Annotated in this window: 20 protein-coding genes; 4 read left to right on the top strand and 16 right to left on the bottom strand. The window is 52.0% G+C overall.

Annotated elements, in window-relative coordinates; genetic code table 11:
- Both AACH41_RS00535 and AACH41_RS00530 read right to left on the bottom strand, forming a co-directional pair.
- A complete protein-coding gene (locus AACH41_RS00535; RefSeq protein WP_338656035.1) occupies window positions 1-675 on the bottom strand; it encodes a DUF6445 family protein in 675 nt (224 codons plus the stop codon).
- Window positions 676-782: 107 nt separating this feature from the next.
- The gene (locus AACH41_RS00530) at window positions 783-2,039 is read right to left on the bottom strand and encodes a porin (RefSeq protein ID WP_338657561.1); all 1,257 of its coding nucleotides are present in this window, start codon (window positions 2,037-2,039) and stop codon (window positions 783-785) included.
- A 376-nt stretch (window positions 2,040-2,415) separates the two neighbouring features.
- Between AACH41_RS00530 and AACH41_RS00525 the strand changes: the two genes are divergently transcribed.
- Window positions 2,416-2,898 (top strand): hypothetical protein, encoded by a 483-nt coding sequence (locus tag AACH41_RS00525; protein ID WP_194749578.1) that lies wholly within the window; start codon window positions 2,416-2,418, stop codon window positions 2,896-2,898.
- A 17-nt stretch (window positions 2,899-2,915) separates the two neighbouring features.
- Here the strand turns inward: AACH41_RS00525 and mutY are convergent, their stop codons facing one another.
- The 4 genes from mutY to katG all read right to left on the bottom strand — a co-directional run bounded on the left by mutY (window position 2,916) and on the right by katG (window position 9,885).
- Complete coding sequence (gene mutY, locus AACH41_RS00520) at window positions 2,916-3,959, bottom strand: A/G-specific adenine glycosylase (RefSeq protein ID WP_338656032.1); 1,044 nt, start codon at window positions 3,957-3,959, stop codon at window positions 2,916-2,918.
- A gap of 23 nt (window positions 3,960-3,982) precedes the next feature.
- On the bottom strand, window positions 3,983-6,673 hold the full coding sequence (locus AACH41_RS00515) for an AsmA family protein (protein ID WP_338656030.1): 2,691 nt from the start codon (window positions 6,671-6,673) through the stop codon (window positions 3,983-3,985).
- A 19-nt stretch (window positions 6,674-6,692) separates the two neighbouring features.
- Complete coding sequence (locus AACH41_RS00510) at window positions 6,693-7,496, bottom strand: undecaprenyl-diphosphate phosphatase (protein ID WP_194749581.1); 804 nt, start codon at window positions 7,494-7,496, stop codon at window positions 6,693-6,695.
- A 208-nt stretch (window positions 7,497-7,704) separates the two neighbouring features.
- Window positions 7,705-9,885: a catalase/peroxidase HPI gene (gene katG, locus AACH41_RS00505; RefSeq protein ID WP_313984416.1), complete on the bottom strand. Its 2,181-nt coding sequence runs from the start codon at window positions 9,883-9,885 to the stop codon at window positions 7,705-7,707.
- A gap of 321 nt (window positions 9,886-10,206) precedes the next feature.
- On the opposite strand from katG, the gene AACH41_RS00500 reads away from it, so the two are divergent.
- Window positions 10,207-11,112, top strand: a complete 906-nt coding sequence (locus AACH41_RS00500) for a hydrogen peroxide-inducible genes activator (RefSeq protein ID WP_275357322.1) — start codon at window positions 10,207-10,209, stop codon at window positions 11,110-11,112.
- A gap of 12 nt (window positions 11,113-11,124) precedes the next feature.
- On the opposite strand, the gene AACH41_RS00495 is transcribed toward AACH41_RS00500, so the two are convergent.
- From AACH41_RS00495 to cutA, 8 genes are all read right to left on the bottom strand, one after another.
- The gene (locus tag AACH41_RS00495) at window positions 11,125-11,970 is read right to left on the bottom strand and encodes a DUF3426 domain-containing protein (RefSeq protein ID WP_338656025.1); all 846 of its coding nucleotides are present in this window, start codon (window positions 11,968-11,970) and stop codon (window positions 11,125-11,127) included.
- A complete protein-coding gene (prmA, locus tag AACH41_RS00490; protein WP_194749585.1) occupies window positions 11,961-12,863 on the bottom strand; it encodes a 50S ribosomal protein L11 methyltransferase in 903 nt (300 codons plus the stop codon). Before prmA ends, AACH41_RS00495 begins: the two co-directional genes overlap by 10 nt.
- A 2-nt stretch (window positions 12,864-12,865) precedes the next feature.
- Complete coding sequence (gene accC / locus AACH41_RS00485; protein ID WP_338656024.1) at window positions 12,866-14,215, bottom strand: acetyl-CoA carboxylase biotin carboxylase subunit; 1,350 nt, start codon at window positions 14,213-14,215, stop codon at window positions 12,866-12,868.
- A 112-nt stretch (window positions 14,216-14,327) separates the two neighbouring features.
- Window positions 14,328-14,780 (bottom strand): acetyl-CoA carboxylase biotin carboxyl carrier protein, encoded by a 453-nt coding sequence (accB, locus tag AACH41_RS00480; protein ID WP_194749587.1) that lies wholly within the window; start codon window positions 14,778-14,780, stop codon window positions 14,328-14,330.
- Between the two features lie 32 nt (window positions 14,781-14,812).
- Window positions 14,813-15,250: a type II 3-dehydroquinate dehydratase gene (gene aroQ, locus AACH41_RS00475; RefSeq protein WP_275357328.1), complete on the bottom strand. Its 438-nt coding sequence runs from the start codon at window positions 15,248-15,250 to the stop codon at window positions 14,813-14,815.
- A gap of 190 nt (window positions 15,251-15,440) precedes the next feature.
- The gene (locus AACH41_RS00470; RefSeq protein WP_338656020.1) at window positions 15,441-15,977 is read right to left on the bottom strand and encodes a TlpA disulfide reductase family protein; all 537 of its coding nucleotides are present in this window, start codon (window positions 15,975-15,977) and stop codon (window positions 15,441-15,443) included.
- Window positions 15,970-17,742, bottom strand: coding sequence for a protein-disulfide reductase DsbD (gene dsbD / locus AACH41_RS00465; protein ID WP_338657560.1), 1,773 nt, complete (start codon window positions 17,740-17,742; stop codon window positions 15,970-15,972). The genes AACH41_RS00470 and dsbD overlap by 8 nt, the downstream gene beginning before the upstream one ends.
- Window positions 17,743-17,785: 43 nt before the next feature.
- Window positions 17,786-18,121, bottom strand: coding sequence for a divalent-cation tolerance protein CutA (gene cutA / locus AACH41_RS00460; protein WP_194749591.1), 336 nt, complete (start codon window positions 18,119-18,121; stop codon window positions 17,786-17,788).
- Between the two features lie 30 nt (window positions 18,122-18,151).
- On the opposite strand from cutA, the gene AACH41_RS00455 reads away from it, so the two are divergent.
- Both AACH41_RS00455 and AACH41_RS00450 read left to right on the top strand, forming a co-directional pair.
- The gene (locus AACH41_RS00455; RefSeq protein ID WP_338656018.1) at window positions 18,152-18,607 is read left to right on the top strand and encodes an FxsA family protein; all 456 of its coding nucleotides are present in this window, start codon (window positions 18,152-18,154) and stop codon (window positions 18,605-18,607) included.
- A 20-nt stretch (window positions 18,608-18,627) separates the two neighbouring features.
- The gene (locus AACH41_RS00450) at window positions 18,628-19,638 is read left to right on the top strand and encodes a CDP-6-deoxy-delta-3,4-glucoseen reductase (RefSeq protein ID WP_338656016.1); all 1,011 of its coding nucleotides are present in this window, start codon (window positions 18,628-18,630) and stop codon (window positions 19,636-19,638) included.
- A 125-nt stretch (window positions 19,639-19,763) separates the two neighbouring features.
- On the opposite strand, the gene AACH41_RS00445 is transcribed toward AACH41_RS00450, so the two are convergent.
- A complete protein-coding gene (locus AACH41_RS00445) occupies window positions 19,764-22,835 on the bottom strand; it encodes an efflux RND transporter permease subunit (protein WP_275357339.1) in 3,072 nt (1,023 codons plus the stop codon).
- Window positions 22,832-24,025: an efflux RND transporter periplasmic adaptor subunit gene (locus tag AACH41_RS00440; RefSeq protein WP_338656013.1), complete on the bottom strand. Its 1,194-nt coding sequence runs from the start codon at window positions 24,023-24,025 to the stop codon at window positions 22,832-22,834. The genes AACH41_RS00445 and AACH41_RS00440 overlap by 4 nt, the downstream gene beginning before the upstream one ends.
- Between the last annotated feature and the right edge of the window lie 5 nt (window positions 24,026-24,030).

Genomic DNA, 24,030 nt, shown 5'->3' with positions numbered 1-24,030 from the left:
CTAAATGTGCACTTGCTGACTACGCCAAAGTGGGAATGAGCTGTGTCTTTGCGCATCAATACTACTAACAAAAAAGACTTGCGCCAGCCGTGAGTCTTTTAGTGTCTTCCCAAAAAAGTTATTTGCGGCATGAAAATGTCTGCCTTCATAGAGTATCAAGGTGTTATAAACGTTATTGATTCTCACAATCTCATCAAACATACTGTGATAAGCGGTATCCATCTTTACAGTACCATCTGCAAAGCGCTTATCATTCACCTTAAGTGCTTTTTCGTATAAAGCCTGATCAAAGCTTTTATTGGGCCTAAATAAAGAAGTCCCGGAATCCAAAGGCGCATCAGGACTTAAATATAACACCGCTGCAAAAACAGCATTCCCATCTGTATGAATTACGCCACGGCCGTATTCTTCACTGACACTCTGAAAGTTGGTCGAAATGGCCCAACGCATATGCTCATATTCCGAGTTATGAAAAAGTGAAATGATTTTGGTACTAAGCTTCTCAAAGAGGGGCTTGTTAATAACAGACAAATCCTTGGTTCTACATCCTGGAAAAACGTAAGGAACGTTACCTAATTGATGGCGATATTGATATTTCTGATTTAACGCAAAAGTACGAACAGCGTCTGGATCTTCATAAAAATTTTCCACAATTGTCACTGGATACAAATTCATAGTAATTAAGCCGCAATTAAAAATTTAAGTTGATGCATATAAAAAAACGGCAACCGAAGTTGCCGTTTTTACTGACTACTAATTTACGCAGTTAAACTGCAATTAAATTAGAAGAACAGAATAGCACCCAATGAAATGGTTTTTGCTTTAGCTTCTAAAGAAGATGCAGAAACGTTGTCGATTTTGCGCTTAACGTCTGAGTATTCAGCAACCAAGTTCAAGTGCTTGGTCAAAGGATGGTAAGCACCAACTGTCCACATTTCGTCTTTGATTTCGTCGAATGTGTCAACGCTGTTACCGTCCAATTTAGATTGACCCCAGCTCAAGCCCAGTTTAGTACCTGCACCAGGAACTGTGTATGTACCTTGTACATAACCGCCTTTAGAATCACGGCGCTTACCAGCTGCATCAAAACCGCTGTTTAATTGCAGAGTTTGACCGATACCTTTACCATCGTAGTAGTAACCTGTCAGACCAAAGTCAGCAACTTTGATGGTTGTACCCAAATCCCAAGCGTAAGCACGCTCACTACCTAAAGAAACTGCTGTACCACTTACACCATTAAAGGATTGCAGGTTGTCAACTTTTTGGCTAATAGCAGAAGCCCAAACTTTACCAGCTACATCACCAGTCCACTCATAAGAAGCTTTACCTTCGAAGGCTGGTTGTGAACCACCACGAGTAGAGCTAAACGCGCTTGTAGAAGCTGCCAGGGAACCAGCAGTACCACTACCATTACCAACTGCATCCCAAGCCTGAGTCACACCAGCTGTGAATTGGAAACCATTCCAGTTTGGTGATGTGTAAGCAACTTGAGATTTCCAGTCAGCATACATGTAACCTGTACCGATACGGCCCAGAGTAGTTGTGTTGCCAGCCAAAGAACCTGCGCCTGCACCAACGCCCAACAATGTCATGTCGTTCAAGATTGCGTCTGAAGCGAAAATGCCCAGATCTTTACCCAGCTTCACAGAACCCCAAGAAGCATCACCAAATGTCAAGAATGCTTGACGGTTTTCTTGTTGTGATGTTTGACGGCCAGAGTTCGTTGTAGATGCACCTGGGTTGATGCTGATTGTGAAACCAACATCCAGATCGTTCTGACGTGTTTTACCAGAAACGCTCAGGTAGTTTGGCAACAAACCAGTAGTGATGTTAGCTGAGCTGTCTGCATTACCGTTGCCCAAGCCCAAAGGACCAGCACCAGAGTTGTCACCGCTGAAGCTAGTGTGTGTGTAGTAAGCGTTAACAACGCCACCGATGTCCAGAGTCCAGTCACCAGCTGGGATAGTGATGCCAGCTTGTGCGCCAGTAGCGGCAGCGAACAGAGCTGCTGCAACTGCAACGTTCAATTTTGTATTCATACGAATCTCCAAAAATGTTGTTTTCACAACTTGTGTAAGGATATTGCTTTCCAGTAAAGAGCCATTGAATGCTCTTTCTAATAACTCCTGCGGAATCACTTAAAGCATTTCCTGCAAGGTCAGAGCAATTTTTGCAAAAGCGGCCTAGGTGGCGCAAGTGAATACGTCAAATTGCTTAGTCCTAGTTAACGTTGTTGCAGATTTGCAACAATCTAACACCTGCCGGACTAGGGTGTTTTTTTGAATTGCTACCGTTTTTTAGCTGATTTCCCATCAACATCAATATATCTTTCTGCTAGCATAGGAACAATTTGCAGCTTATTTAAATTTACACGTGCGCCTTTATTTAAGTGAAGCGCATCCGCAGGGGAAGAGAATGATTTCGGACATTCAGTTATGTAGTCGCTTTGTAGAGACCTTGGACTGGATATGCCAAGTGCTGATCAGGCATTCTGAGGATTTCAATATTGCCCTGGTTAAAATTGCTTATGGCGATGACAATAGCTTGGGTGAGGCCTACGGCGCGCCTGAGGCCTTGCGTCAACTCTCGTCATTAACTCATGATCTGCAAAACTCTTTTAGAAGATCTGACCTGGTAGGCCGGGAAGGGACAGACTTCTGGATTTTGTTTCCTTATACGCGTGTGCAAGATGACGTGTATGAAAAACTGCTTGATGTGCTTGAAAGCTCCAAGCATCAAACATTGAACATCGTAGAGCGTGAAATCGCTATTTTTGAATTGCCGCTGATTTACCAAAAAGCGTTGGTTAAGCCTGACAGAGGGCACGCCTTGTTACAACATCTCAAAAACAATCAGCGGGAATTGGCCAGCCATGTTTTCCGTCTAGCCAATCTCTAAGCTGCAGGCCTACGCATTTAAAAGCGTAATTGTTGAAGCCCTTTGATCAGCGTGCGTATTGGGGTTGGCAACGCTGCGGCGACAGCATCCGCCAAGGCGAGCCATTGCTGATTGGGCGCTGGTGGCGGTCGCCTCCCCTGCAATAGCAGTGGCTGTGGCGTTATTTCAAGCTTGAAATGTGTAAAGGTATGCCAGAGCACGGGCAATGTTTCCAGTGGCTCCACATCCATGTCGAAGGTAGTTTTTACATGGGGGACGGCAAGCGCACTGGGGGACAACTCAGGCAAACTCCACAAACCGCCCCATATACCATGGTTCGGCCGTCGCTCCAGCAAAATCTCCCCGGCATCTAAAATCATCAATACCGTGGTCTGTTTTTCTGGCAAGGCTTTACGAGGCTTGGGGGCAGGCAGCACATAGACCATTTGTTGCTGATACGCCAGACAACTCGCCTGCATCGGGCAACGATGACAATTTGGTTTGCTACGCGTACACAAGGTCGCACCAAAGTCCATCAACCCTTGCACATAGGCGGGCAAGCCTTGGCTAGGCAACACACTTTCGGCGATTTGCCACAATTTCTTCTCTACTTCTGGTAACCCTGGCCAACCCTCAATAGCATACAGCCTTGCCAATACACGTTTCACATTACCATCAAGAATCGTTTGCCGCTGGTTAAATGCAAACACGCTGATCGCTGCGGCGGTAGAGCGCCCGATGCCTTTTAAAGTTTGGATGGTCTCGAAATCTGTTGGAAAAATACCACAATGCTCACGCATAATGGTTTGGGCGGCATGATGCAGGTTGCGCGCGCGTGAATAGTAGCCAAGCCCGCTCCAATAGCGCATGACTTCATCTTGTTCGGCTTCGGCTAGGCTGGCAATGGTAGGAAAGCGCTGCATGAACCGATCATAATAAGCAATGACCGCCGACACCTGCGTTTGCTGCAACATGATTTCTGACACCCAAATAGCGTAAGGGTCACGCGTCTGCTGCCATGGCAAATCATGGCGGCCATGCGCCTGCTGCCAGGCGATCAGTTTTTCTGCAAAATCACTCACACTTAAAAGCTTGTCTGCTGGCCCTAAAAATTCAGCAGCTTTTTGAGTGCTTTTTGTTTGAGCTGGTCCACGGGCTTGGCAGGCTCAGTGCTATTACCACCTTCAGGATTGGCAGCCTCGCTACCGCTATTCCCCGGCGTTTTTCCATTCAGCAACCCTTTAAGAGCTTCGGCCTTGTCTCCGCCGATTTTCTCAGTCAAGGCGTCCATAGCCACCGATTTGGCCAGTGCCTGACCTAAAGCCGCCATATCAACACCGAATTTTGGCGCACTAAAACTACCGGTGACCTTCACCGGAATGCCAAGACTGCCTAATTGCTCAGCCTCTTTACCGCCCTGCCCCTTGAGCGAATTCACCAAAGTAGGCTTGGCGAGATAGTTGATCTGTTCTTTGCCTATATCAATATCGCCTTTGCTTTCGCCTTTAGTCAACCGAAAAACCGGTGCCTTCATGGCCAGATCATCATTGTGAGCCACGCCATTCTTGATATTAAAACTGGCGGTCAGCTCACTAAAGTCAGTTTTTTTACTTTTATCTGCGTCTGCGCTGGATTGACCCTTGAGCAAGTTGAGCTTGCTTTTCGCCTCGCGGATAGTTCCGGCCAGATCAAACCCTTTAACGGCGCCATCGGCCATGCGTAAATCAACCGAGCCGCCCAGTGACTTTTTTAGTGCAGTCACCGTATTTCCTTGCGCGGTCACGTTCACATTCAAATTGCCGTTACCAGATAGCATGTCATTGTTGATGGTATCGACTAACAACGGGCCGACAGCGATGTTTTGCAGGCTTTGCTGTATGGTGACTGCAGGCGTGGCACGTGCATCCAGCTTGACGGCACCGCGCACCGTGCCTTGATAGACATCGGCATTGAGTGGATTCAGGCTAGCCAAGCCCTCCTGCGCTTTCAGTCCAATATTGAGGTTTTTGGCTTCGGTTTTGCCATATTTCAACCAGCCAATGCGGATGTTGCCCTGCGCATTGAGCGCCTTCAAGGCAGACAAATCCAGCGGCTGCTCCGCTTGCGCGGTTTTCTCGGCAGGCTTGGCCGTCGCTTCGCTCGCCTTGGCTTCTGCAGCAGGCAGATAACGGTTCAAATCCAGCTTGTCGATGTTGAGATCAAAGGTATACAGCGGTTTACTAAACTGGCTAATGCCAACATTGCCCTGGATACGGCTGTCATCCAGTTTGACATCCAGGCCCTGCAAAGCCAGCTTCTGGCCATCGGCCTTGATGCCCACGTTCAGGCCAGTCAGGGTATAGGGGCTGTATAAAATCTTGCCGATATTGATACTGCCATCAAGGAATAAGGTTTTTAACGCGCTCAAATCGGCAGGTTTGTCTGCTTGCGCGCGATTGGCATTTGGGCTGGCAACGGTTTCTTTTTTAGGCTTGGCCTTGCCCAGCAACGCATTCAGGTTCAAGGTGTCGGCGTGCACTTTAAAACCTATATGCGGCGTCGCAAACCCTGCCACGCGCACATCGCCATTAAGCTTGGTTTCCGCCAAGCTCAAATCAAACGTGGTGTTAACTTGCTCTTGCTTCACGTTTGCGCTGAGGGCCAACTTGAACTGCCCTTGCATGGTTCCATTCGGCAAGGCGGGGTCTTTAATATCAAATTTACCTGCCAGCGCAGGCACTTCAAACACCAAGTCGGCCAGATTGACGGTTACAGGCGAAGCAAAATGCCCTTCTACCTTGCGTGCACCGGCATTCAGGCTAACATCCGCGGTCAAGCCTTTGCTTTCGACGGTTTGCTGGTTGCCTTTTAATTCGGCCAAGACCACGGCCAGATCGAGATCGCCGTTGGCATCTTTTTGCTTGAGTGACAAGGTGACCTTGTCACTGCTGATGAGTTGCGGATTGACAGCGAGTGCGGGCGCCTGCAGGCTGACTGCACGCTCGGCACCTTTAAAAGTACCTTGCATCGCCAGCTTGAGATCAGAAACATCCAGAGCAGTGTTAGCGGCATTCACATCAATGCCCCCTTGCGCCGTGACCGTCACTGCCTGGCCTTCCAGCATGGCGCCTTTGAGCTGCGCATCCAAGCCCTTGATCACAAAGTGCTTGGCTTCTGGATCGGCCATGACATTGGCTTTAATCAACGCCTTGGCATCGACGGCGGGCTGGTTTGCCGTCAGATGAAAATCGGTCGCGATATCAAACGGCTTTTTCAATGCCACTTGGCCGGTGGTGAGGTTTAGCTGGTCAACTGAATACTTGGCACCGCTTTTCTCATTCGTAAAACTGGCCTCAGTATTGGTGATTTTAATGCCTTGCACATCAAAGTTGATCTGCTGTGACTCTTCTTCCTCTTTGCTCAGCAGATCATCAAAGTTGAAGCTGCCATCAGCATGCTGGATGACATTGACCTGCGCGCCATCCAGATAGACCGTATCGACGACAATTTCTTTTTTGAGCAAGGGCAGCACGGCCAATGCCACTTTTGCGCTTTTAATCGCGGCAAACTGTTGTTCTGACTGATGCTCGGACAAGCTGATTTCACCTAAATCGGCGCCGATTTTTGGCCAGAAACTCAGCTTGATGTCGCCTTTAATGTCTAGCGTACGTTGTTTCTTGTCTTTGACCAGTTGAATGATGGTGGACTTGTAATCGTTAGGATTAAACGTCGCAGCCAGATAAACCACCAGCAACAGCAACACCGCCAGGATGGCGGCAAGCACATAAGCTATCTTTTTAAACAGCGCACGGTTCATGCATACACCTTAAAACAAATTAATGTGCAAAGAAAACCAGCACCAGAATGCCAAACACGATACGGTACCAGGCAAACACGGCAAACGAATGCTGGGCGACAAATCGGATCAGGGCGCGAATCACCACCAAGGCTGACAAAAATGAGACCACAAAACCGATCAAAAAGATCAATGCATCGTCCACAGACAGTAAGTCACGGGCTTGATAGAGGTCGAGCCCGGTGGCTGCGAACATGATGGGCAAGGCTAAAAAGAATGAAAACTCAGTCGCGGTCTGACGGCTCAGGCCAAAAAACATGCCGCCCAGAATGGTCGCGCCTGAACGTGACATGCCCGGAAACAATGCCAGCGATTGCGCAAAGCCAATCTGCAAGGCTTGCTTGGCTGAAATCTGGTCGATATCACGCGTATTGCCTGCTGGCACAAATTTTTCAATCAGCAAAATTAATACCCCCCCCACGACCAGTGCGATGCCAACGGTGAAGGAGGAAAATAAATATTCTTTAATCTGGTGATGAAATGCCAGGCCAATCAACGCGGCAGGTAAAAAAGCAATGATGAGGTTGCGCACAAAGTGCTGGGCGTTGGTATCCGTTTGAATGCGCTGCACGGTATGCCAGAGCCGTTGCCGGTATTCGACACAGACCGCCAGAATCGCGCCCAGCTGAATGATGATCTCAAACACATCACGTTTATCTTTAGAGAGAAAGTCCAGCCACTCCCCGGTAATGATCAGATGCCCTGTACTACTCACAGGAATAAACTCGGTCGCGCCTTCGACCAGGCCCATGATCACGGCCTTCAGCATCAAATAGATATCCATGCAGTTATTCTAACAGACAGTTTTGCAGACTTGCCGTGGCCATAGAAATTTCACGATTGAAAATGCATGGGCGCACGTTGCTTACGCCTGGAAAATGTCCGTGATACGCATCATGACCCATCTCTGCATACATACTAAGCCATCAATAAAAAAGCGCCTTGATCCCTCAAGGCGCTTGGCATGACGACAGAGTCACAGAAATTTTTAATTATTTAAGATCAAAACGATCCGCATGCATGACCTTGGTCCAGGCGGCGACAAAGTCGTGCACAAACTTCTGCTTGGCATCATCTTGTGCATACACCTCGGCATAAGAACGCAGGATGGAGTTGGAGCCAAACACCAGATCCACACGGGTAGCCGTCCATTTAACTGCACCTGTGTCACGCTCACGGACTTCATACAGGTTGTTGCCAGCAGGCACCCAGGTGTAGCGCATATCGGTCAGGTTGACAAAAAAGTCATTGCTGAGCACACCGGGCTGATCGGTAAATACACCGTGCTTGCTACCACCGTGGTTGGTATCCAGCACACGCATCCCACCCACAAGGACGGTCATTTCTGGTGCAGTCAGACCCATCAGCTGGGTACGGTCCAGCAGCATTTCTTCTGCCGAGGGCACGTAGTCGGCCTTGAGCCAGTTGCGGTAACCATCATGCACAGGTTCCAGCACCTCAAAAGACTCAATGTCTGTCTGCTCTGCCGTCGCATCACCACGGCCTGCAACAAACGGTACTGTGATGTTCACTCCGGCGGCTTGGGCGGCTTGCTCAACGGCAGCAGAACCACCAAGGACAATCAGGTCAGCGATGCTGACAGGTTTGCCAAAGCCCTGCTGTATGCCTTCGAGCACGGTCAGCACTTTTTGCAGTCTGACGGGCTCGTTGCCTACCCAGTCTTTTTGTGGCGCCAGACGAATACGTGCACCATTTGCGCCCCCGCGGTAGTCTGAGGCACGGAAAGTACGTGCGCTATCCCAAGCGGTCGCGACCAGTTCTGCGGTGCTTAAGCCGCTCGCCAGAATGTGTGCTTTGAGTGCAGCAATGTCTGTCTCGCTGATGGCTGAACCTGCAGGCACCGGATCTTGCCATATCAGATCCTCTTGCGGCACATCCGGGCCGATGTAACGGGCTTTGGGACCCATGTCACGGTGTGTCAGCTTGAACCAGGCACGGGCAAACACTTCAGAGAAATACGCCTGGTCGTCACGGAATCGCTCCGAGATTTTGCGGTAAATCGGGTCCTTGATCATGGCCATATCCGCATCTGTCATGATGGGGTTATAACGGATGCTAGGATCCTCGACATCGACTGGCTTGTCTTCTTCCTTGATGTTCACGGGCTCCCATTGCCATGCACCGGCCGGGCTCTTTTTAAGTTCCCAGTCATGGTTAAACAGCATGGCAAAGTAACCGTTATCCCATTGGGTCGGGTGTGTGGTCCAGGCACCTTCAATGCCGCTGGTCACCGTATCCCGGCCCACCCCGCGTCTGGTGTGGTTGTTCCAACCCATCCCTTGCTCATGTACGTCGGCGGCTTCCGGGTCGACACCAAGGTTGCTGGCCTGGCCGTTACCGTGTGCTTTGCCCACTGTGTGGCCGCCTGCCGTCAGCGCAACCGTTTCCTCGTCATTCATCGCCATGCGGGCAAAGGTAACGCGGATATCCTGCGCGGTTTTCAGCGGATCAGGGTTGCCATCCACGCCTTCCGGGTTCACATAAATCAGGCCCATCATCACGGCAGCCAGCGGGTTTTCGAGGTCACGCTGACCAGAATAGCGGCTACCTTCGCTACCGGTTTTTGCCAGCCACTCTTTTTCATTGCCCCAATAGATATCTTTTTCCGGGTGCCAGATATCCTCACGGCCAAAAGCAAATCCGAAAGTCTTGAGGCCCATGGACTCATAAGCAATCGTGCCCGCAAGTACAATCAGGTCCGCCCAGGAGATCTTGTTGCCATATTTTTTCTTGATCGGCCACAGCAGGCGGCGCGCTTTATCTAGGTTGACGTTATCAGGCCAGCTGTTGAGTGGTGCAAAGCGCTGGTTACCTGTACCCGCGCCACCACGGCCATCTGCCACGCGATAAGTCCCGGCGGCGTGCCAGGCCATGCGAATCATCAAGCCACCATAATGACCCCAATCTGCAGGCCACCATGCCTGGCTGTCCGTCATCAAGGCATGCATGTCCTTTTTAAGCGCATCTACATCCAGCGTGGATACTTCCTGTCTATAGTCAAATGACTCACCAAGCGGATTGGTTTTACGGTCATGTTGATGCAAGATATCCAGATTGAGGGCGTTCGGCCACCAATTCGTATTGGTTTGTGCGGTTGTCGTGATTGCGCCATGCGCGAATGGGCACTTGGCGCCCGTGTTTTGATTCTGCATGTGTTAGCTCCTTGTTGTTAATTGATGAGTGCGGCAAAAAATTCATCAAGACTCAAATATACTACGCCTTGATTGTTACGATAATAATTTGATATAAAATAAACTACAGAGTTAAAAACTGGCAGCGTAAGCGGCTAAAGCTTCCTGCCACACGGCTGATTCCTGATTAAGCCAGGTCCACATCTTGTCTCCTTATGTTGTCATCCATGCATCGCATTCTAGGGCGCTCCATTTAATTTGTATAATTGTATGTTTTGATATTATTGATTAATAAAATTAATGTATATAGAATAGTGATGGTGAAAACAGCGAGACAAGCAAATGACCTTGATTGAATTAAAGTTTGTATTGGCGGTGGCGCAAGAGAGAAACTTCAGGCGCGCAGCAGAAAAATGTTTTGTGACCCAGCCGGCGCTCAGTCTGGGCATCAAAAAACTGGAAGAAGAGCTGGGTGTCTCTCTGTTTGAACGTAACCGCAACGAGGTGACCCCCACCGAAATTGGTGAGCAGATTATTGCACAAGCCAATATCGTGCTGGAGCAAGCAGCCAAGATTAAAGAGATGGCGAAACACGGTAACGATCCGCTCAACGGCCTGTTCAAGCTGGGCATGATTCACTCGGTCGGGCCTTATCTGTTACCCGAAATCATTCCGCCACTCATCCAGGTGGCGCCGCAGATGCCGCTGGAGGTTGAGGAAAACATCACGGCGACCCTGGAGCAGCAGCTGAAGAACGGGCTCATCGATGCGGCTGTAGTCGCCTTACCGTTTGATGTGCCGGGCATTGAAACCTTGCCACTGTATGACGAGGACTTTAATGTCGTCGTACCCGTGAGTCACGCCTGGGCCAAGCGCACATCGGTCGAGGCGGATGAATTGAGCCAGGAGAAAGTGTTATTGCTCAACACCGGGCATTGCTTCAGCAATCAGGTAACCCAGGCTTGCCCCGAGCTCAGCCGTAAAGGCGAAGTGTTACAGGGCAATTCGCTGGAAACAATCAGAAATATGGTGGCTTCGAATTTGGGTATCACTGTGCTGCCAGCCATGGCAACTGCGGCGCGCTATCAGAACGCGCTGATTCGCGTGATCCCATTTACCCGCCCTGCCCCTAGCCGACGTATTGCGCTGGCCTGGCGCAAAAGTTTTGTGCGCAAAGAAGCGATTGAAATATTAGGAAAAGTGATGGCTGAAGTGGGCGCTGCTCAACAACAGATTGACCCGGTTTAGGTGCACAAAAAACTAGTAGGCGATGGCGACGCGAAAACCCGTTACCAGTTTTTCGTCTACGCCTAACAACACTTTGGCAGACTGCTCTTGCAAGGCCGCCAGGCCATTGCTGGCATCGACCGTCTTGGGCAGATAGTCTTCCGGCTTGAGCGTTTTGCGCAATACCGGCTCATCTGCCGTATTGGTCAAAGTCAGCTCTATCATCGGATAGGCCTGTCGCACCTCACCGTGATTCATGAGCACACTGGAAAACACCAGCACGCCGGCGCGTGTCTTGTGCTCTTGAATATCCGCATCATCTATCGTCAATTGCGCAATATCCCTAGGCAAACCCACTTCACAATGCAGTGGCTTGCATAGCGCTTGCAGCCATGGTTTGGTGTGCGGGTAACTGGCGGCAAGCGTGGTGCGAGAGAAATACAGTGTTTGCAGAAAAAAAGTCACCAGCAGCAGGACAGAAAGCAGGCTATATGCCCAAGGGGTGGCGGGCGTCACCCGGGATTGCGGGCGCTCATCCTCGAGTGAAACGTCACGCAGAAAAGCAGGGATTTCAGGCTCAATCGCCTCGTCAGGCTGAATAGACAGCTCCGGCATGACTGCTTCAAACGGCGCGTCAGGCACAGGATGCGCCTGTGCGGCCTCGGCACTCACTTGAAAGTAAATCGCGGCATCGCTGGCAGGCTGGGGATCTACCGCCTCGCTTGCAGCAGTGGCAGCAGATGACGACAGCAAATGCGAGCGCGCATCAAACACATGGTCACATTCACCGCAGCGCACCTTGCCAGCATAGGCCTGCAATTGCTCGTCAGTGACTTCAAATTGTGTTTGGCAGGCCGGGCAGGCCGTAATCAAGGACATTTTCTGGTTCCCGTCAGCAAGACCCATCCATCTTGCTGGATGGGGGCATCCATTTCAAACCACTCGGCATAATGCGCCAGCAACATCTGCTGCTGGCTCTCCAATATGCCGGATAATGCAACTTTACCGCCAGTTTTGCAAGATTTGGCAATCACTGGGGCCAGCACCATCAAGGCGCTGGACAGAATATTAGCCACGACCAGATCAAACGGCTCATGCAGGTATTCGGCAGAGTCATAAAAAATGGCCTCGACCTGGTTATTGAGCGCGTTATCACGACTGGCAATCACTGCCTGCGGGTCAATATCAACGCCTGTGGCGGTGTTGGCGCCCAGTTTTTTGGCGGCAATCGCCAAAATGCCTGAGCCACATCCGTAATCAAGGACATTGGCACTGCGCAACAGTGTTTCAGGTAATTGCGCCAACCAGCTCAAACACAAATGCGTGGTCGGATGACTGCCAGTGCCAAATGCCAGGCCCGGATCCAGCACAATATTGATCGCCTCCGCATTCGGCGCCTCATGCCAGGAAGGCACGATCCACAATCTATCGGTCACGCGGATAGGGTCAAACTGGGCTTGCGTGGCCCGCACCCAATCCTGCTCCTCGATCTGCTCTAACTGATATTTGAGACCGTCCAGTTGCAGCTCGGCTTGCACACGGGCCAGTAAACCCTGGACATCGGCTTCAGCATCCAGCATGGCTGTGACAATGTTTTGCTGCCAGATGCCGGGCGGGGGATCCCCCGGCTCGCCAAAAATTGCCTGCTCGGCCAAGGTGTCAGCGTGCGCATCTTCAATGCTGACGGACAACGCACCCTGCTCCATCAGCACATCGCTGAGTGCCTCGGCCTGCGGCTCGGTTGATTGAATTTTTAGTAACAGCCAATGCAAAATTATTTCGAGCTGATACCCAGCTTCTGCTCCAGATAGTGAATGCTGGTGCCGCCCTGCTGGAAAGCCAAGTCGGCCATCAGATCAGAATGCAACGCAGTATTGGTTTTAATGCCTTCGACATACATCTCGGACAAGGCCACGCGCATTCTGGCAATCGCCTGTTCGCGTGTCGCACCATGTGTAATCAGCTTGCCTATCATCGAGTCATAATGCGGTGGCACGGTATAGCCGCCATACACATGCGTATCCATGCGTACGCCAGGGCCGCCAGGCATATGAAAGCGATTGATAAAGCCTGGTGAAGGCACAAAGGTATAAGGATCCTCGGCGTTAATCCGGCATTCGATGGCATGGCCATTGAGCACAATATCGCGCTGACGGAACGGCAGCTTCTCACCGGCAGCGATGAAGATCTGCTGCTGAACCAGGTCGATACCCGTGATCATTTCAGTGACGGTATGCTCCACCTGCAAGCGGGTGTTCATCTCAATAAAGTAGAACTCGCCATTTTCATACAGGAACTCGAAGGTGCCGGCGCCACGGTAACCAATCTTGCGGCAGGCCTCGGCACAACGCTCACCAATTTTGTCGCGCAGCCTTTCTGGCAACAAGGGTGAGGGTGCTTCTTCAATAATCTTTTGATGGCGGCGCTGCATGGAGCAATCGCGGTCACCCAAGAACACGGCGTTGCCATGCTGGTCAGCCAGAATCTGGATCTCGATATGGCGCGGGTTTTCAAGGAATTTTTCCATGTAAACCATCGGGTTGCCAAAGGCAGCCTGTGCCTCGGCTTTGGTCATATTGACCGCATTGAGCAAGGCGGCTTCGGTATGCACCACGCGCATGCCACGACCACCGCCACCACCCGCTGCTTTAATAATCACCGGGTAGCCTACGCGTTTGGCCGTTTTAATGATTTCAGCCGAATCATCATTCAGCGCACCATCTGAGCCAGGCACACATGGCACACCCGCCGCTTTCATGGAGTCCTTGGCAGACACCTTGTCACCCATCAGGCGAATGGTCTCTGCGCGGGGGCCGATAAAGACAAAACCGCTTTGTTCAACCCGCTCGGCAAAGTCGGCATTCTCGGATAAAAAGCCATACCCAGGGTGAATCGCTTGCGCATCCGTCACTTCAGCCGCACTGATCACGGCAGGAATATTCAGGTAGCTTTTTGCAGAAGGTGCTGGACCGATACAGACAGACTCATCGGCCAGCTTGACATATTTGGCATCACGGTCAGCCTCAGAGTGCACAGCTACCGTTTTAATCCCCAACTCACGACAAGCACGTTGCACGCGCAAGGCAATTTCGCCGCGGTTGGCAATCAGGATTTTCTCGAACATTATTTACTCCGCGTCTCAATAGCCGCTAGACAATTAAACTTCGTTGCTGCGAAACCCGCAGAGGGCTGCTGGTCGCCGCCACGGGCAATCAGTACTTTTTCAACCATCACGATTAACCAATCAGGAACAGAGGCTCGCCGTATTCCACAGGCTGACCGTTTTCAACGAAAATCTTTTTAATCGTGCCCGCATATTCACTCTCAATTTCGTTGAGCAGCTTCATGGCTTCAATAATGCACAGGGTGTCCCCTGTATTGACAGTGCTACCAACATCGACGAACGCTTTTGCATCTGGAGAAGACGCGCGATAGAACGTACCGACCATCGGTGATTTAACTACCGTGCCTTCTAGCACTTCTGCCGCTGCAACGGCGGGAGCAGCGGCTGCTGCGGGTGCCGCTGCAGGCGCGGAAACAGGCGCAGCGACATATTGAGTCACTGGTGCAGCACCCGGTGCCATGGCGCGACTGATACGTACCTTCTCTTCACCCTCAGTCAGTTCCAGCTCGGAAATCCCCGATTCCTCGACCAGATCAATCAGTTTTTTGAGTTTGCGTAAATCCATATAAGCCTCGAATGTAAATGTTTTAAATGTTATTAGCGTTGTTGGATGTAGCGATAGGCGGCGTAGTATCCCTCTGCGCCCAAACCGCAGATGACGGCAGTCGCCAGATCGCTGAAATAAGAATGATGCCGGAATGACTCGCGGGCATGCACATTGGAGAGATGCACTTCAATGAATGGAATGTTCACTGCCGAAAGGGCATCCCTGATGGCAATAGAAGTATGTGTGAAGGCGGCAGGATTGATAATGACGTAATCCACCCGGTTCACAGACAATGCATGAATTTTCTCTATGATCTCCGCCTCAGAGTTGCTCTGAAAGGATTCAAGACGTACCTGATCGGCCCGCGCCAATTCCAGCAGATGCTGGTTGATATCTGCAAGCGTTTGGCTACCGTAGTGCTGTGGCTCACGTGTCCCCAGCATATTCAAGTTGGGTCCATGTATCACCAGGATGGATTTGGCGCCCATTTCAGATGCCTCTCAAAGAGAAAAATACAACCTTCATGGCGTCGAAGTTTGCCGAAGTTATTGCATTTTGTCCAGTAAAATTCGCAATTTGGAACAAATGGAAAGTCGCCAAAACGGCAGCAACTGGTACAGATCAGGCGACAAACCTAAGCCATAAGCGGCCTGTTTGCGCACAGAACTGGGCAGGCATTTAGGGCAAGTTGAGTGCTTTTTGCAGCATTTGGCGATTGACTCTGCCGAAGAAGGTGTGTGTCAATTGGCCGTTGGCAGAAATCACCACGGTGTAAGGTAATACGCCTTTGGTGTTGCCCAGTTGCTCGGCCAAAGGCATGCCTTCATTCTCGGCAATTAACAAAGGATAACTGACGGGCGTACTCTCCGCGAACTCATGCACAGCGGCTGCCTCGTCAATGGCTAGGCCTAATACTGCAATTTCGGGGTGTTCGGCCGCCAGTGCTGAGATTTCTGGCATTTCTTCACGGCAAGGCTCACACCATGTCGCCCAAAAATTCATAATGACAGGCTTGCCTTTAAAGCTTGAAAGCGCATACGTCCTGCCACCAGCATCCTGCAAACCGACGCTCCATACCGCGTCAGGCACCATCATCGCCGTTTGAGTAGGGGCAGAAGTCATCCATTGATCACGGTGAAGGTAAAGCCAACGGAATCCGCTACCGAGAACAACGATCAGTAATATCGTCATGACCAAACGCGCAATATTATGCATGTGCAGACTTCTCCATGGCGCTTAAAGGTAACTTGCGCAAGCGGTCAAGAAATTGTGTGGCGTCCTGATAGCCTTTGATCACAGGTTGCAACGGCCGTCCCTGCGCATCAAAAAACACGATCCCTGGCGGCCCGAACAATTCAAAGCGCTTGAGCAATGCGGCATCTTCCGCCCGGTTTTCGGTCACATCTGCCTGCAACAGCACCACATCTTTGAGCGCAGCCCGCACTTCTGGCTGGCTAAAGACAAACTGCTCATATTCTTTGCACGAGACACACCAGTCTGCGTAAAAATCCAGCATCACGGGTTTGCCCTGCGCGGCCGCAAGCGCATTTTCGAGCGCTTGTACACTTTGCACGCGTTTGAATGGCAGTGCTTGCACATCCGTCGCCGAAGCAGACATGACCCCTTGCAAAGGTTGTAGCGGTGAGCGTGCGCCCGACCAGGCACCCACCAGCAGCGCGGCGCCATAAAGCAGCAACATGACCGCAAATCCCTTGCAAAGACGCGCGGTGCTCCCCGCATCCGCAGGCAAAGGGTCTATTGCGCGCAGATAAATGGCCGGGACAATACACAAGGCCGCCCATAAAACCAGTTGCGCTGACACAGGCAGCAACGGGCTGACGATCCAGACCGAGACAGCCAACATCAACACCCCAAACAAACGACGAACGGCATTCATCCATTCGCCCGCCTTGGGCAAGACCGTGCCCGCTGAAGCACCAATCAGCAATAACGGTACGCCCATGCCCAGCGACAATGAAAACAATGCCACCGCGCCCAGCACCACATCATGCGTCTGGCTGATATAAAGCAGCGCACCCGCCAGCGGCGCGGCGACACAAGGGCTGATGATCAAGGCAGATATGGCCCCCATCAAGAAATCGCTGGCCAGATGGCCACCCTTGAAACGACTGCTCCAGTTAAAAAAGTAATTTTCAACCGCTGACGGCAGTTTGAGCTCGTAAAAGCCGAACATGGAGAATGAGAGCACCACAAAAATCAGGGCACCGATGATCAGGGCGGCAGGCGTTTGCAGCGCGCTGCTCAAGAGTTGCCCAGAGAGGCCGGCGGCGACGCCAGCCAGGGTATAAGTGAGGCACATGCCCAGCGTGTATGCCAATGACAAGGTAAACGCCTTGCCACGCGACACATGGGCATTTTTGCCCACAATAATCCCAGACAAAATAGGAATCATCGGGAACACGCAAGGGGTGAATGCCAGCAACAGGCCTGCACCAAAAAAGCCTGCCACAATCTGCCACCAGTGGCCAGAGGCCAAAAGCTTGCCAGAAAACTCGTCCGCACTCTCCGCGTTGACGGGCTGTGCACTGCGAATATTATCCGCCGAGGCAACCGCGTCCAATGAAAGTGATTTGGTTTGTGGGGGATAACACAGGCCTTTTTCACTACAGCCTTGATAGCGTACTTGCAACACCTGAGGGGCGGCCCCTGCAAACGTGACCTCGGCCACGGTATCGTGGTGAAACACCTGCTGTTCGCCAAAATTGGGATCATGCTTGGTTTCACCGGCTGGCAAGCTGAGCTGTGTCGTGTCGCTGGCCGGTAAGAGTTGTATGCGGCCTCTATATAAATAGTGGCCTGGTGCTACAGTAAACCGGATCTGGGCATGCGTGGCATCCGTCAGTGCCGCATCGACCTTGAATGCCTGATCGACAGGCAAAAAATCTTCGCTGCTATCTTCAGTGAATAGTTTTGAGAATTGTGACGCCGCGTGCACAGGCAACACCATCACGCACAACATGACCAGCACCCATGCTACTTTAAACCCATTTTTGATCAACGCTTCACTCCTGCATCCCTGTCTCGGCCGCCACCCATGCCAAATATTCCGGCAAACCCTCGCTCACATGGATGCCTACAATCTCTGGAAGTTCATAAGGATGCAGCATTCTAAGCCTGGCCGCACAGGCGGCATACCCCTGCCGCGTGGTTTTAATGCTCAGGGCAATTTCTTCCGCTTGCTCAATCTGCCCTTGCCAGCGATAAATAGAGGTGACCGGACTTGAAATATTGACGCATGCCGCCAACTTGTCTGTAAGCAACGTCTGCGCGATATGCTCGGCACATGCCTTGTTCGGCACATGCGTAAACACGATTATAATTTCCTCTTTTGGCGTCATCGCGCGCTGACTCACAGACAGGATTCTGACATGCGTTTTCTCATCCTTGCTATTCTACTGGCTTTTCCGTTTCTGGAGATAGCGGTCCTGATCGAACTCAGTCAGCGCTATGGCTGGTGGGTCTTGGTCTACCTGATCATCATCGGCTACCTGGGCCTCAAGCTGATTCGTGGTGAAAAAGACCTGATCGCGTCACGCTTGTTTCAGCAAATGACGGCCGGTGGCAACCCGGTAGCCGCCATCTTTTCCACTGCCAGAAACTTGCTGGCCGGAGTATTACTCCTGATTCCGGGCGTCATTAGCGATGTCATTGCCGTGATTCTGTTACTGATTCCAACCAACAACCCAACCGTCAGCGGGCAGCATCAACAACCCCATGCACGCTACCGTCACAGCGCGAATGACGAGGTGATTGAGGGGGAATTTACCGAAGTCCCTGAAAGCAAACCGGTAGATAATGTCGTGCATCTCCCCCGCAAAGATTAACGCTTGGAAAATATCGTCTTATGAACCGTGTCCTGATTGAAAACAGTGGCCATACCTTTGATGTCCGCCCCAGCCAAACCGTGCTCGAAGCCGCCATTGAAGCGGGTATCAACTTACCCTATGGCTGCCGTAATGGCGCTTGCGGCGCCTGCAAAGGCAAGGTACTGACCGGCAAAGTCATGCATGATGATTACCAAGGCAACGCCTTGACCGATGCCGAGCTTGCAGCTGGCATGGCTTTGTTTTGCTGTGCCAGACCCCTTGAAGACCTGGTCATTGAATGCCGCCAGATCGATATGGTGCAAGGCATCAAACCGCGCATTTTGCCGGTACGCATTCAACACAAACAGCAGTTCGGCGACGATGTAATGGTCTTGCACCTGCAATTGCCTGCCACTGAACAACTGACCTTTATGGCTGGACAATACATCGAATTTTTACTCAAGGATGGCCGCCGCCGGGCTTTCTCCATCGCCAATGCGCCACATGAAAAAGGGTTTATTGAATTGCATATCCGTAAAATTGCTGGCGGGTATTTTACCGAGCAAGTGTTCAATGACATGCCGCTTAAAACCATATTGCGTATGGAAGCGCCTCTAGGCAGTTTTTTCCTGCGAGAGCAAAACCAAAAACCCATCATCATGGTGGCGGGTGGTACGGGGTTTGCACCGGTCAAAGGCATGATAGAACACATGATTTTCAATCAGATCCATCGCCCCGTTTACCTCTACCGCGGCGCGAGACGAACCGGCGACTTATATATGGATGACCTCTGCCAGCGCTGGACACAGTTCATGCCGAATATTCAGTATATCCCCGTCATTTCCGACGGTCACGACGACGATGGCTGGCAAGGCCGCCGTGGCCTGGTGCATCAAGCCGTGTTGGAAGATCACGCCGATTTAAGTGGGTTTGAGGTCTATGCATGCGGCGCACCAGGCATGGTGGAGATTGCGAAAGCAACGTTTGTGAAGCAGGGCCTGCCAGAAGAAGAGTTTTATAGCGATGCGTTTACGTTTGCGCCCAATTAATCGGGCTATAGTAAATCGAGCTGGCACGACGATCAGCGCGCTTCACTGATCGTTTGATCACCGGCCCTGCAGAGCCGGTGATTGTGTGAGGGCGCAAAGCCGCCCGCTCGCAGGGACACGCCTGATCAAACATGCTGTTTAGCCCATCTTGCCAGCCCCCTCAACCATCCCAGCAAATCATCCACGTAGGTGTACAGCACCGGGATCACCACCAGACTCAGCACGGTCGAAGTAATTAATCCACCAATCACCGTAATCGCCATTGGCGCGCGGAAGCTAGGATCCGCACTCCAGCCCAGTGCAATCGGCAACATACCGGCAGCCATGGCAATGGTGGTCATGACAATCGGCCGCGCACGTTTATGGCACCCATCGATAATCGCATCAAACCGGCTTAACTGGCGCTCTTTTCTGGCCATGATGGTGTACTCCACCAGCAAGATCGAGTTTTTGGTCACCACACCCATCAACATCAACAACCCAATCACACTCGGCATGGAGAAGCTGTTGTGGGTGACCAGCAGTGCAAAGAAGGCCCCACCCAGTGACAAGGGCAGCGCCCCCAAAATGGTCACTGGTTGCAGAAAGTCGCCAAACAGCAAGACCAGCACCACATAGATGCACATCACGCCGATGACCATGGCGCCGCCAAAGCTGGCAAACAATTCGTTCATGCGTTTGGCATCGCCCGACTCCAGCTGCTTCACGCTGGGCGGCAACGATTGCATGGCGGGCAGCTGTTGTACTTCACGCATGACCTCACCAATCTGACGCTTGTTGAGTTCGATATCGAAGGTCACATTACGCATGCGGTCCATACGGTCAATTTGCTGTGGCCCACTGCCCATGCGAACGGTGGCCACGGTTTCCAGGCTGACACTGCCGTTGCGTGCGGGTACCCGCAGTTGGGCAATTTCTTGCAAACTGGTGCGTACACTGGAACCCAATCGCACCCGGATTGGCACCTGGCGCTGAGGCAAATTGAGCTTGGGCATGGTATTGGAGAAGTCGCCAGAGGTAGCAATGCGAATCACCTGTGCAATCGACTCTACCGTCACCCCCAGCTCGGCGGCCTTGTCGATATCGGGGATGATCTGCACCTCTGGCCGTTGCAGGCTGGCACTGGAAGTGATGTTGCCGACACCGCTCAAGGTACGCAATTGTTGCTCCAGCTGTTGGCTGGCATTGCCCAGCGCAATGCCATCATCGCTGGCCAGTGTGATCTGCAGTTTTTCACCGGATTCCCCAATGCCGACGTTGACACGTGCGCCAGGCAAGGCCTTGAGTCGCTCACGTAACTCGGCTTCAATTTCGGATTGCTTCTGATGACGCTCACTACGATCCGTCAAACTAATCACCAGGCTGCCCTTGCGCACATCCGTACTATTCTGAGAAGCATTGGGCCCACCCCCACCGGTGCTGGCCGTGCCCGCGGCGCTAAACACTGCCTTCACTTCCGGGTGCTGCTTGACGATCTGCTCTGCCAGACTAACCACTTCGCGCGTCTGTTCCAGCGCGGTCCCCGGCTGCAACTCAATATTGACCTTGGTCTGGCTACTGTCAGAGGAAGGCACAAAGCCTTTGGGCAACAGTGGCATCAAACTCAATGAGCCGACAATGAACAATACAAATGCCAGCACCACGGTTTTGCGGTGGCGCAAACACCACTCCACACTGCGTAAGTAAGCGCGCATAAAGCCAGAGATTTGTTCTTCCTTGACTGGGTGCGGTTTTAACAAATAGGCTGACATCATCGGCGTCAACAAGCGGGCGACGACCAGCGAGCCCATGATCGCAATGGCCGCCGTAATGCCAAACTGCTTGAAGAATTTACCCGGAATACCGCCCATAAATGCGGTGGGTAGAAAAATCGCCACCAGCGTAAATGTGGTGGCAATCACCGCAAAGCCGATTTCATCAGCGGCCTCCATGGCGGCCTGATAAGGGGATTTGCCCATGCGCAGGTGGCGGACAATGTTTTCGATTTCCACAATGGCATCATCGACCAGAATCCCCACCACCAGCGCCATGGCAAGCAAAGTAAGAATATTGAGCGAGAAGCCGAAATATTGCATAAATGCAAAGGTCGGGATCATGGATAAAGGCAGAGCGACGGCGGCAATAATGGTGGCGCGCCAGTCGCGCAAAAACCACCACACCACCAGAATAGCGAGCAAAGCACCCTCGTACAGCAATTGCATGGAGCCGTGATAGTTATCTTCTACCGGCTTGACCATGTTAAAAGCCTCCACAATCTTCACTTGTGGATGCAAGACCCTGAATTTTTCCAGCGCGGCACGCACATCTTTGGCCACCGTCACCTCACTGGTGCCTTTGCTACGCGTAATTTCAAACCGGATGACTGGCTTGCCATCATAGCTCGCATAGGTGGTGCGCTCGGCATAGGTATCAATCACCTCCGCCACTTGCGACAACTTGATGTGGCGACCATCGCCGATGGGAATATCCAGATTGCGAACTTCATCCGCACTATGCAAGGCGCCCAGGGTGCGTACCGACTGAATATTGTCGCCAATATCACCTCGCCCGCCCGAGGCATCCTGCTGTACGCGTTTGAGCTGTGCAGACACATCGCTGACATTGACACCCAAACCCGCCATCAAGGTCGGATCAAGATTAACCTGCACTTCGCGGTCTACGCCACCGGTACGCGTAATCTTGCCCACGCCATTCACTGCCAGCATGGCCTTGCTCACTTCGTTGTCGACAAACCACGATAGCTCGCCTTCATCCATATTGTCAGCCGAGGCGACGAAAGTGAGGATCGCGCTGCCCGAGGTCGTCACTTTGGACACGGTAGGCGTCAGTACCGCAGCGGGCAACTCCGAGCGGGCGCTATCAACCGCATTGCGTACCAGATTCAGTGCCTCTTCACTGTTGGTATCTATAGTGAACTGCACACTGATGCTGACACTGCCATCGGTGATTTTGGTGGTCATATGCTCGATCCCACCAATGGTCGCAATCTTGTCTTCAATCTTGCGGGCCACTTCGGTTTCCAGCTGTGGCGGGGCCGCGCCCTCCAGCGTCGCACTGACCGAAATCACCGGCAGCTCAATATCCGGAAAGTTCTGTTTGCCTAATTGATTAAGTGATTTGAGACCAAGAAAGCTCAACACCACGAACAGCAGAATGGCGGGAACCGGATTGCGGATAGACCAGGCTGAAAAATTCATTTTGCAGCCTCAGATTTGGTCACCGTCACGATTTTGACCCTATCCCCATCGTTGAGAAAAGCGCCACCACTGAGCACCAGCGAGGCCCCTGCCTCCACGCCACCAAGCAACTCTATCAGCTGCTCGCGGGTACGGCCGGTTTGTACCTTGCGCTGTACGACCTGGCTGATACCGTCAGCCCCGGATGGCGCCAGTTCAAACACATAGGCAAAGCCATCGCGGTAGGTGACGGCACTCAGTGGGACCGCCAACCCTTGCTGCTGGCCGATATCCACCTGCCCCTGCACATACATGCCAGGTTTGGCACTGCCTTTGGGAATATCCACATACACCAGCGCATTACGGGTATTGTTGTCGACGGTCGGCGAAATCAACCGCACGGTCCCGGCTACCTTCTTGCCGCCCGGCAAACTCAGGTTGACCGCTTGTCCGGCATGCAAAGCATTTTGCTGATCCGCATTCACCTCACCGCGCCACTCAATACGACTTTGCCGCACCAGTCTGAATAACTCCGCCCCGGCCGACACCACATTCCCCAAATTGGCAGAACGTGATGAAATGACCCCATCGTCAGGCGCCACCACTTTGGTCTGGCGCAAGCGGATTTTCTGGTTCTCCAGCTCCGCCTCGGACAAGGCGAGATTGGCCCGTGCCGTCTGCTCGGCAATCATGTATTCATTGATTTTTTGCGCCGATAGCGCGCCACTGTCCTTGATTTCACGCGCACGGTCTGCATTACTCTTTGCTTCAGCCAGCGCGGCCTTGTCTTTTTCAACCGTGGCGAGCTGTTTTTGCAAATCCGCCTTGACGGTTTCATCGGCCAAGACAACCAGCAACTGTCCCTTGCTCACTTGCGCGCCGACATCGGCCAGCACTTGCTGTATGCGCAATCCAGCTATTTCCGCACTGACCAGGGCCTCTTGCCAGGGATAGACGCTGCCATTTAGCATCAGAGTCGTCTGCCATTGCACCTTCACGGGCCGGGTGACCTCCACGCTCAAGGCGGCTTTGCCCTTGCCCGCTGACTGCGGCGCATGTTCTGTTTCAGTTTGATTGACGGCCGCGCGGTTAGCACGTTTTTCTGCCAGCTCGGCCTGATGCCGCGGATGTTGCCAGAACCAGGCACTCACACCCACCAGCACGGCCGCAATGATTAAGAATTTGGTTTTTTTTGTCAGTCTGCTCGCCATTTTTA

The sequence above is a fragment of the Methylophilus sp. DW102 genome (assembly GCF_037076555.1).
Taxonomy (GTDB): Bacteria; Pseudomonadota; Gammaproteobacteria; order Burkholderiales; family Methylophilaceae; genus Methylophilus; species Methylophilus glucosoxydans.
Note: the sequence above shows the minus strand (reverse complement) of the source record. Positions and strands in the feature narration are given on the sequence as shown.

Bases quoted from the DNA above. Each gene is read 5' to 3' on its own strand.
- AACH41_RS00535 (WP_338656035.1), bottom strand. From the start codon at position 675: ATGAATTTGTATCCAGTGACAATTGTGGAAAATTTTTATGAAGATCCA.
- AACH41_RS00530 (WP_338657561.1), bottom strand. From the start codon at position 2,039: ATGAATACAAAATTGAACGTTGCAGTTGCAGCAGCTCTGTTCGCTGCC.
- AACH41_RS00525 (WP_194749578.1), top strand. From the start codon at position 2,416: ATGATTTCGGACATTCAGTTATGTAGTCGCTTTGTAGAGACCTTGGAC.
- AACH41_RS00515 (WP_338656030.1), bottom strand. From the start codon at position 6,673: ATGAACCGTGCGCTGTTTAAAAAGATAGCTTATGTGCTTGCCGCCATC.
- AACH41_RS00510 (WP_194749581.1), bottom strand. From the start codon at position 7,496: ATGGATATCTATTTGATGCTGAAGGCCGTGATCATGGGCCTGGTCGAA.
- katG (WP_313984416.1), bottom strand. From the start codon at position 9,885: ATGCAGAATCAAAACACGGGCGCCAAGTGCCCATTCGCGCATGGCGCA.
- AACH41_RS00500 (WP_275357322.1), top strand. From the start codon at position 10,207: ATGACCTTGATTGAATTAAAGTTTGTATTGGCGGTGGCGCAAGAGAGA.
- AACH41_RS00495 (WP_338656025.1), bottom strand. From the start codon at position 11,970: ATGTCCTTGATTACGGCCTGCCCGGCCTGCCAAACACAATTTGAAGTC.
- accC (WP_338656024.1), bottom strand. From the start codon at position 14,215: ATGTTCGAGAAAATCCTGATTGCCAACCGCGGCGAAATTGCCTTGCGC.
- accB (WP_194749587.1), bottom strand. From the start codon at position 14,780: ATGGATTTACGCAAACTCAAAAAACTGATTGATCTGGTCGAGGAATCG.
- aroQ (WP_275357328.1), bottom strand. From the start codon at position 15,250: ATGGGCGCCAAATCCATCCTGGTGATACATGGACCCAACTTGAATATG.
- AACH41_RS00470 (WP_338656020.1), bottom strand. From the start codon at position 15,977: ATGCATAATATTGCGCGTTTGGTCATGACGATATTACTGATCGTTGTT.
- dsbD (WP_338657560.1), bottom strand. From the start codon at position 17,742: ATGTTGTGCGTGATGGTGTTGCCTGTGCACGCGGCGTCACAATTCTCA.
- cutA (WP_194749591.1), bottom strand. From the start codon at position 18,121: ATGACGCCAAAAGAGGAAATTATAATCGTGTTTACGCATGTGCCGAAC.
- AACH41_RS00455 (WP_338656018.1), top strand. From the start codon at position 18,152: ATGCGTTTTCTCATCCTTGCTATTCTACTGGCTTTTCCGTTTCTGGAG.
- AACH41_RS00450 (WP_338656016.1), top strand. From the start codon at position 18,628: ATGAACCGTGTCCTGATTGAAAACAGTGGCCATACCTTTGATGTCCGC.
- AACH41_RS00445 (WP_275357339.1), bottom strand. From the start codon at position 22,835: ATGAATTTTTCAGCCTGGTCTATCCGCAATCCGGTTCCCGCCATTCTG.
- AACH41_RS00440 (WP_338656013.1), bottom strand. From the start codon at position 24,025: ATGGCGAGCAGACTGACAAAAAAAACCAAATTCTTAATCATTGCGGCC.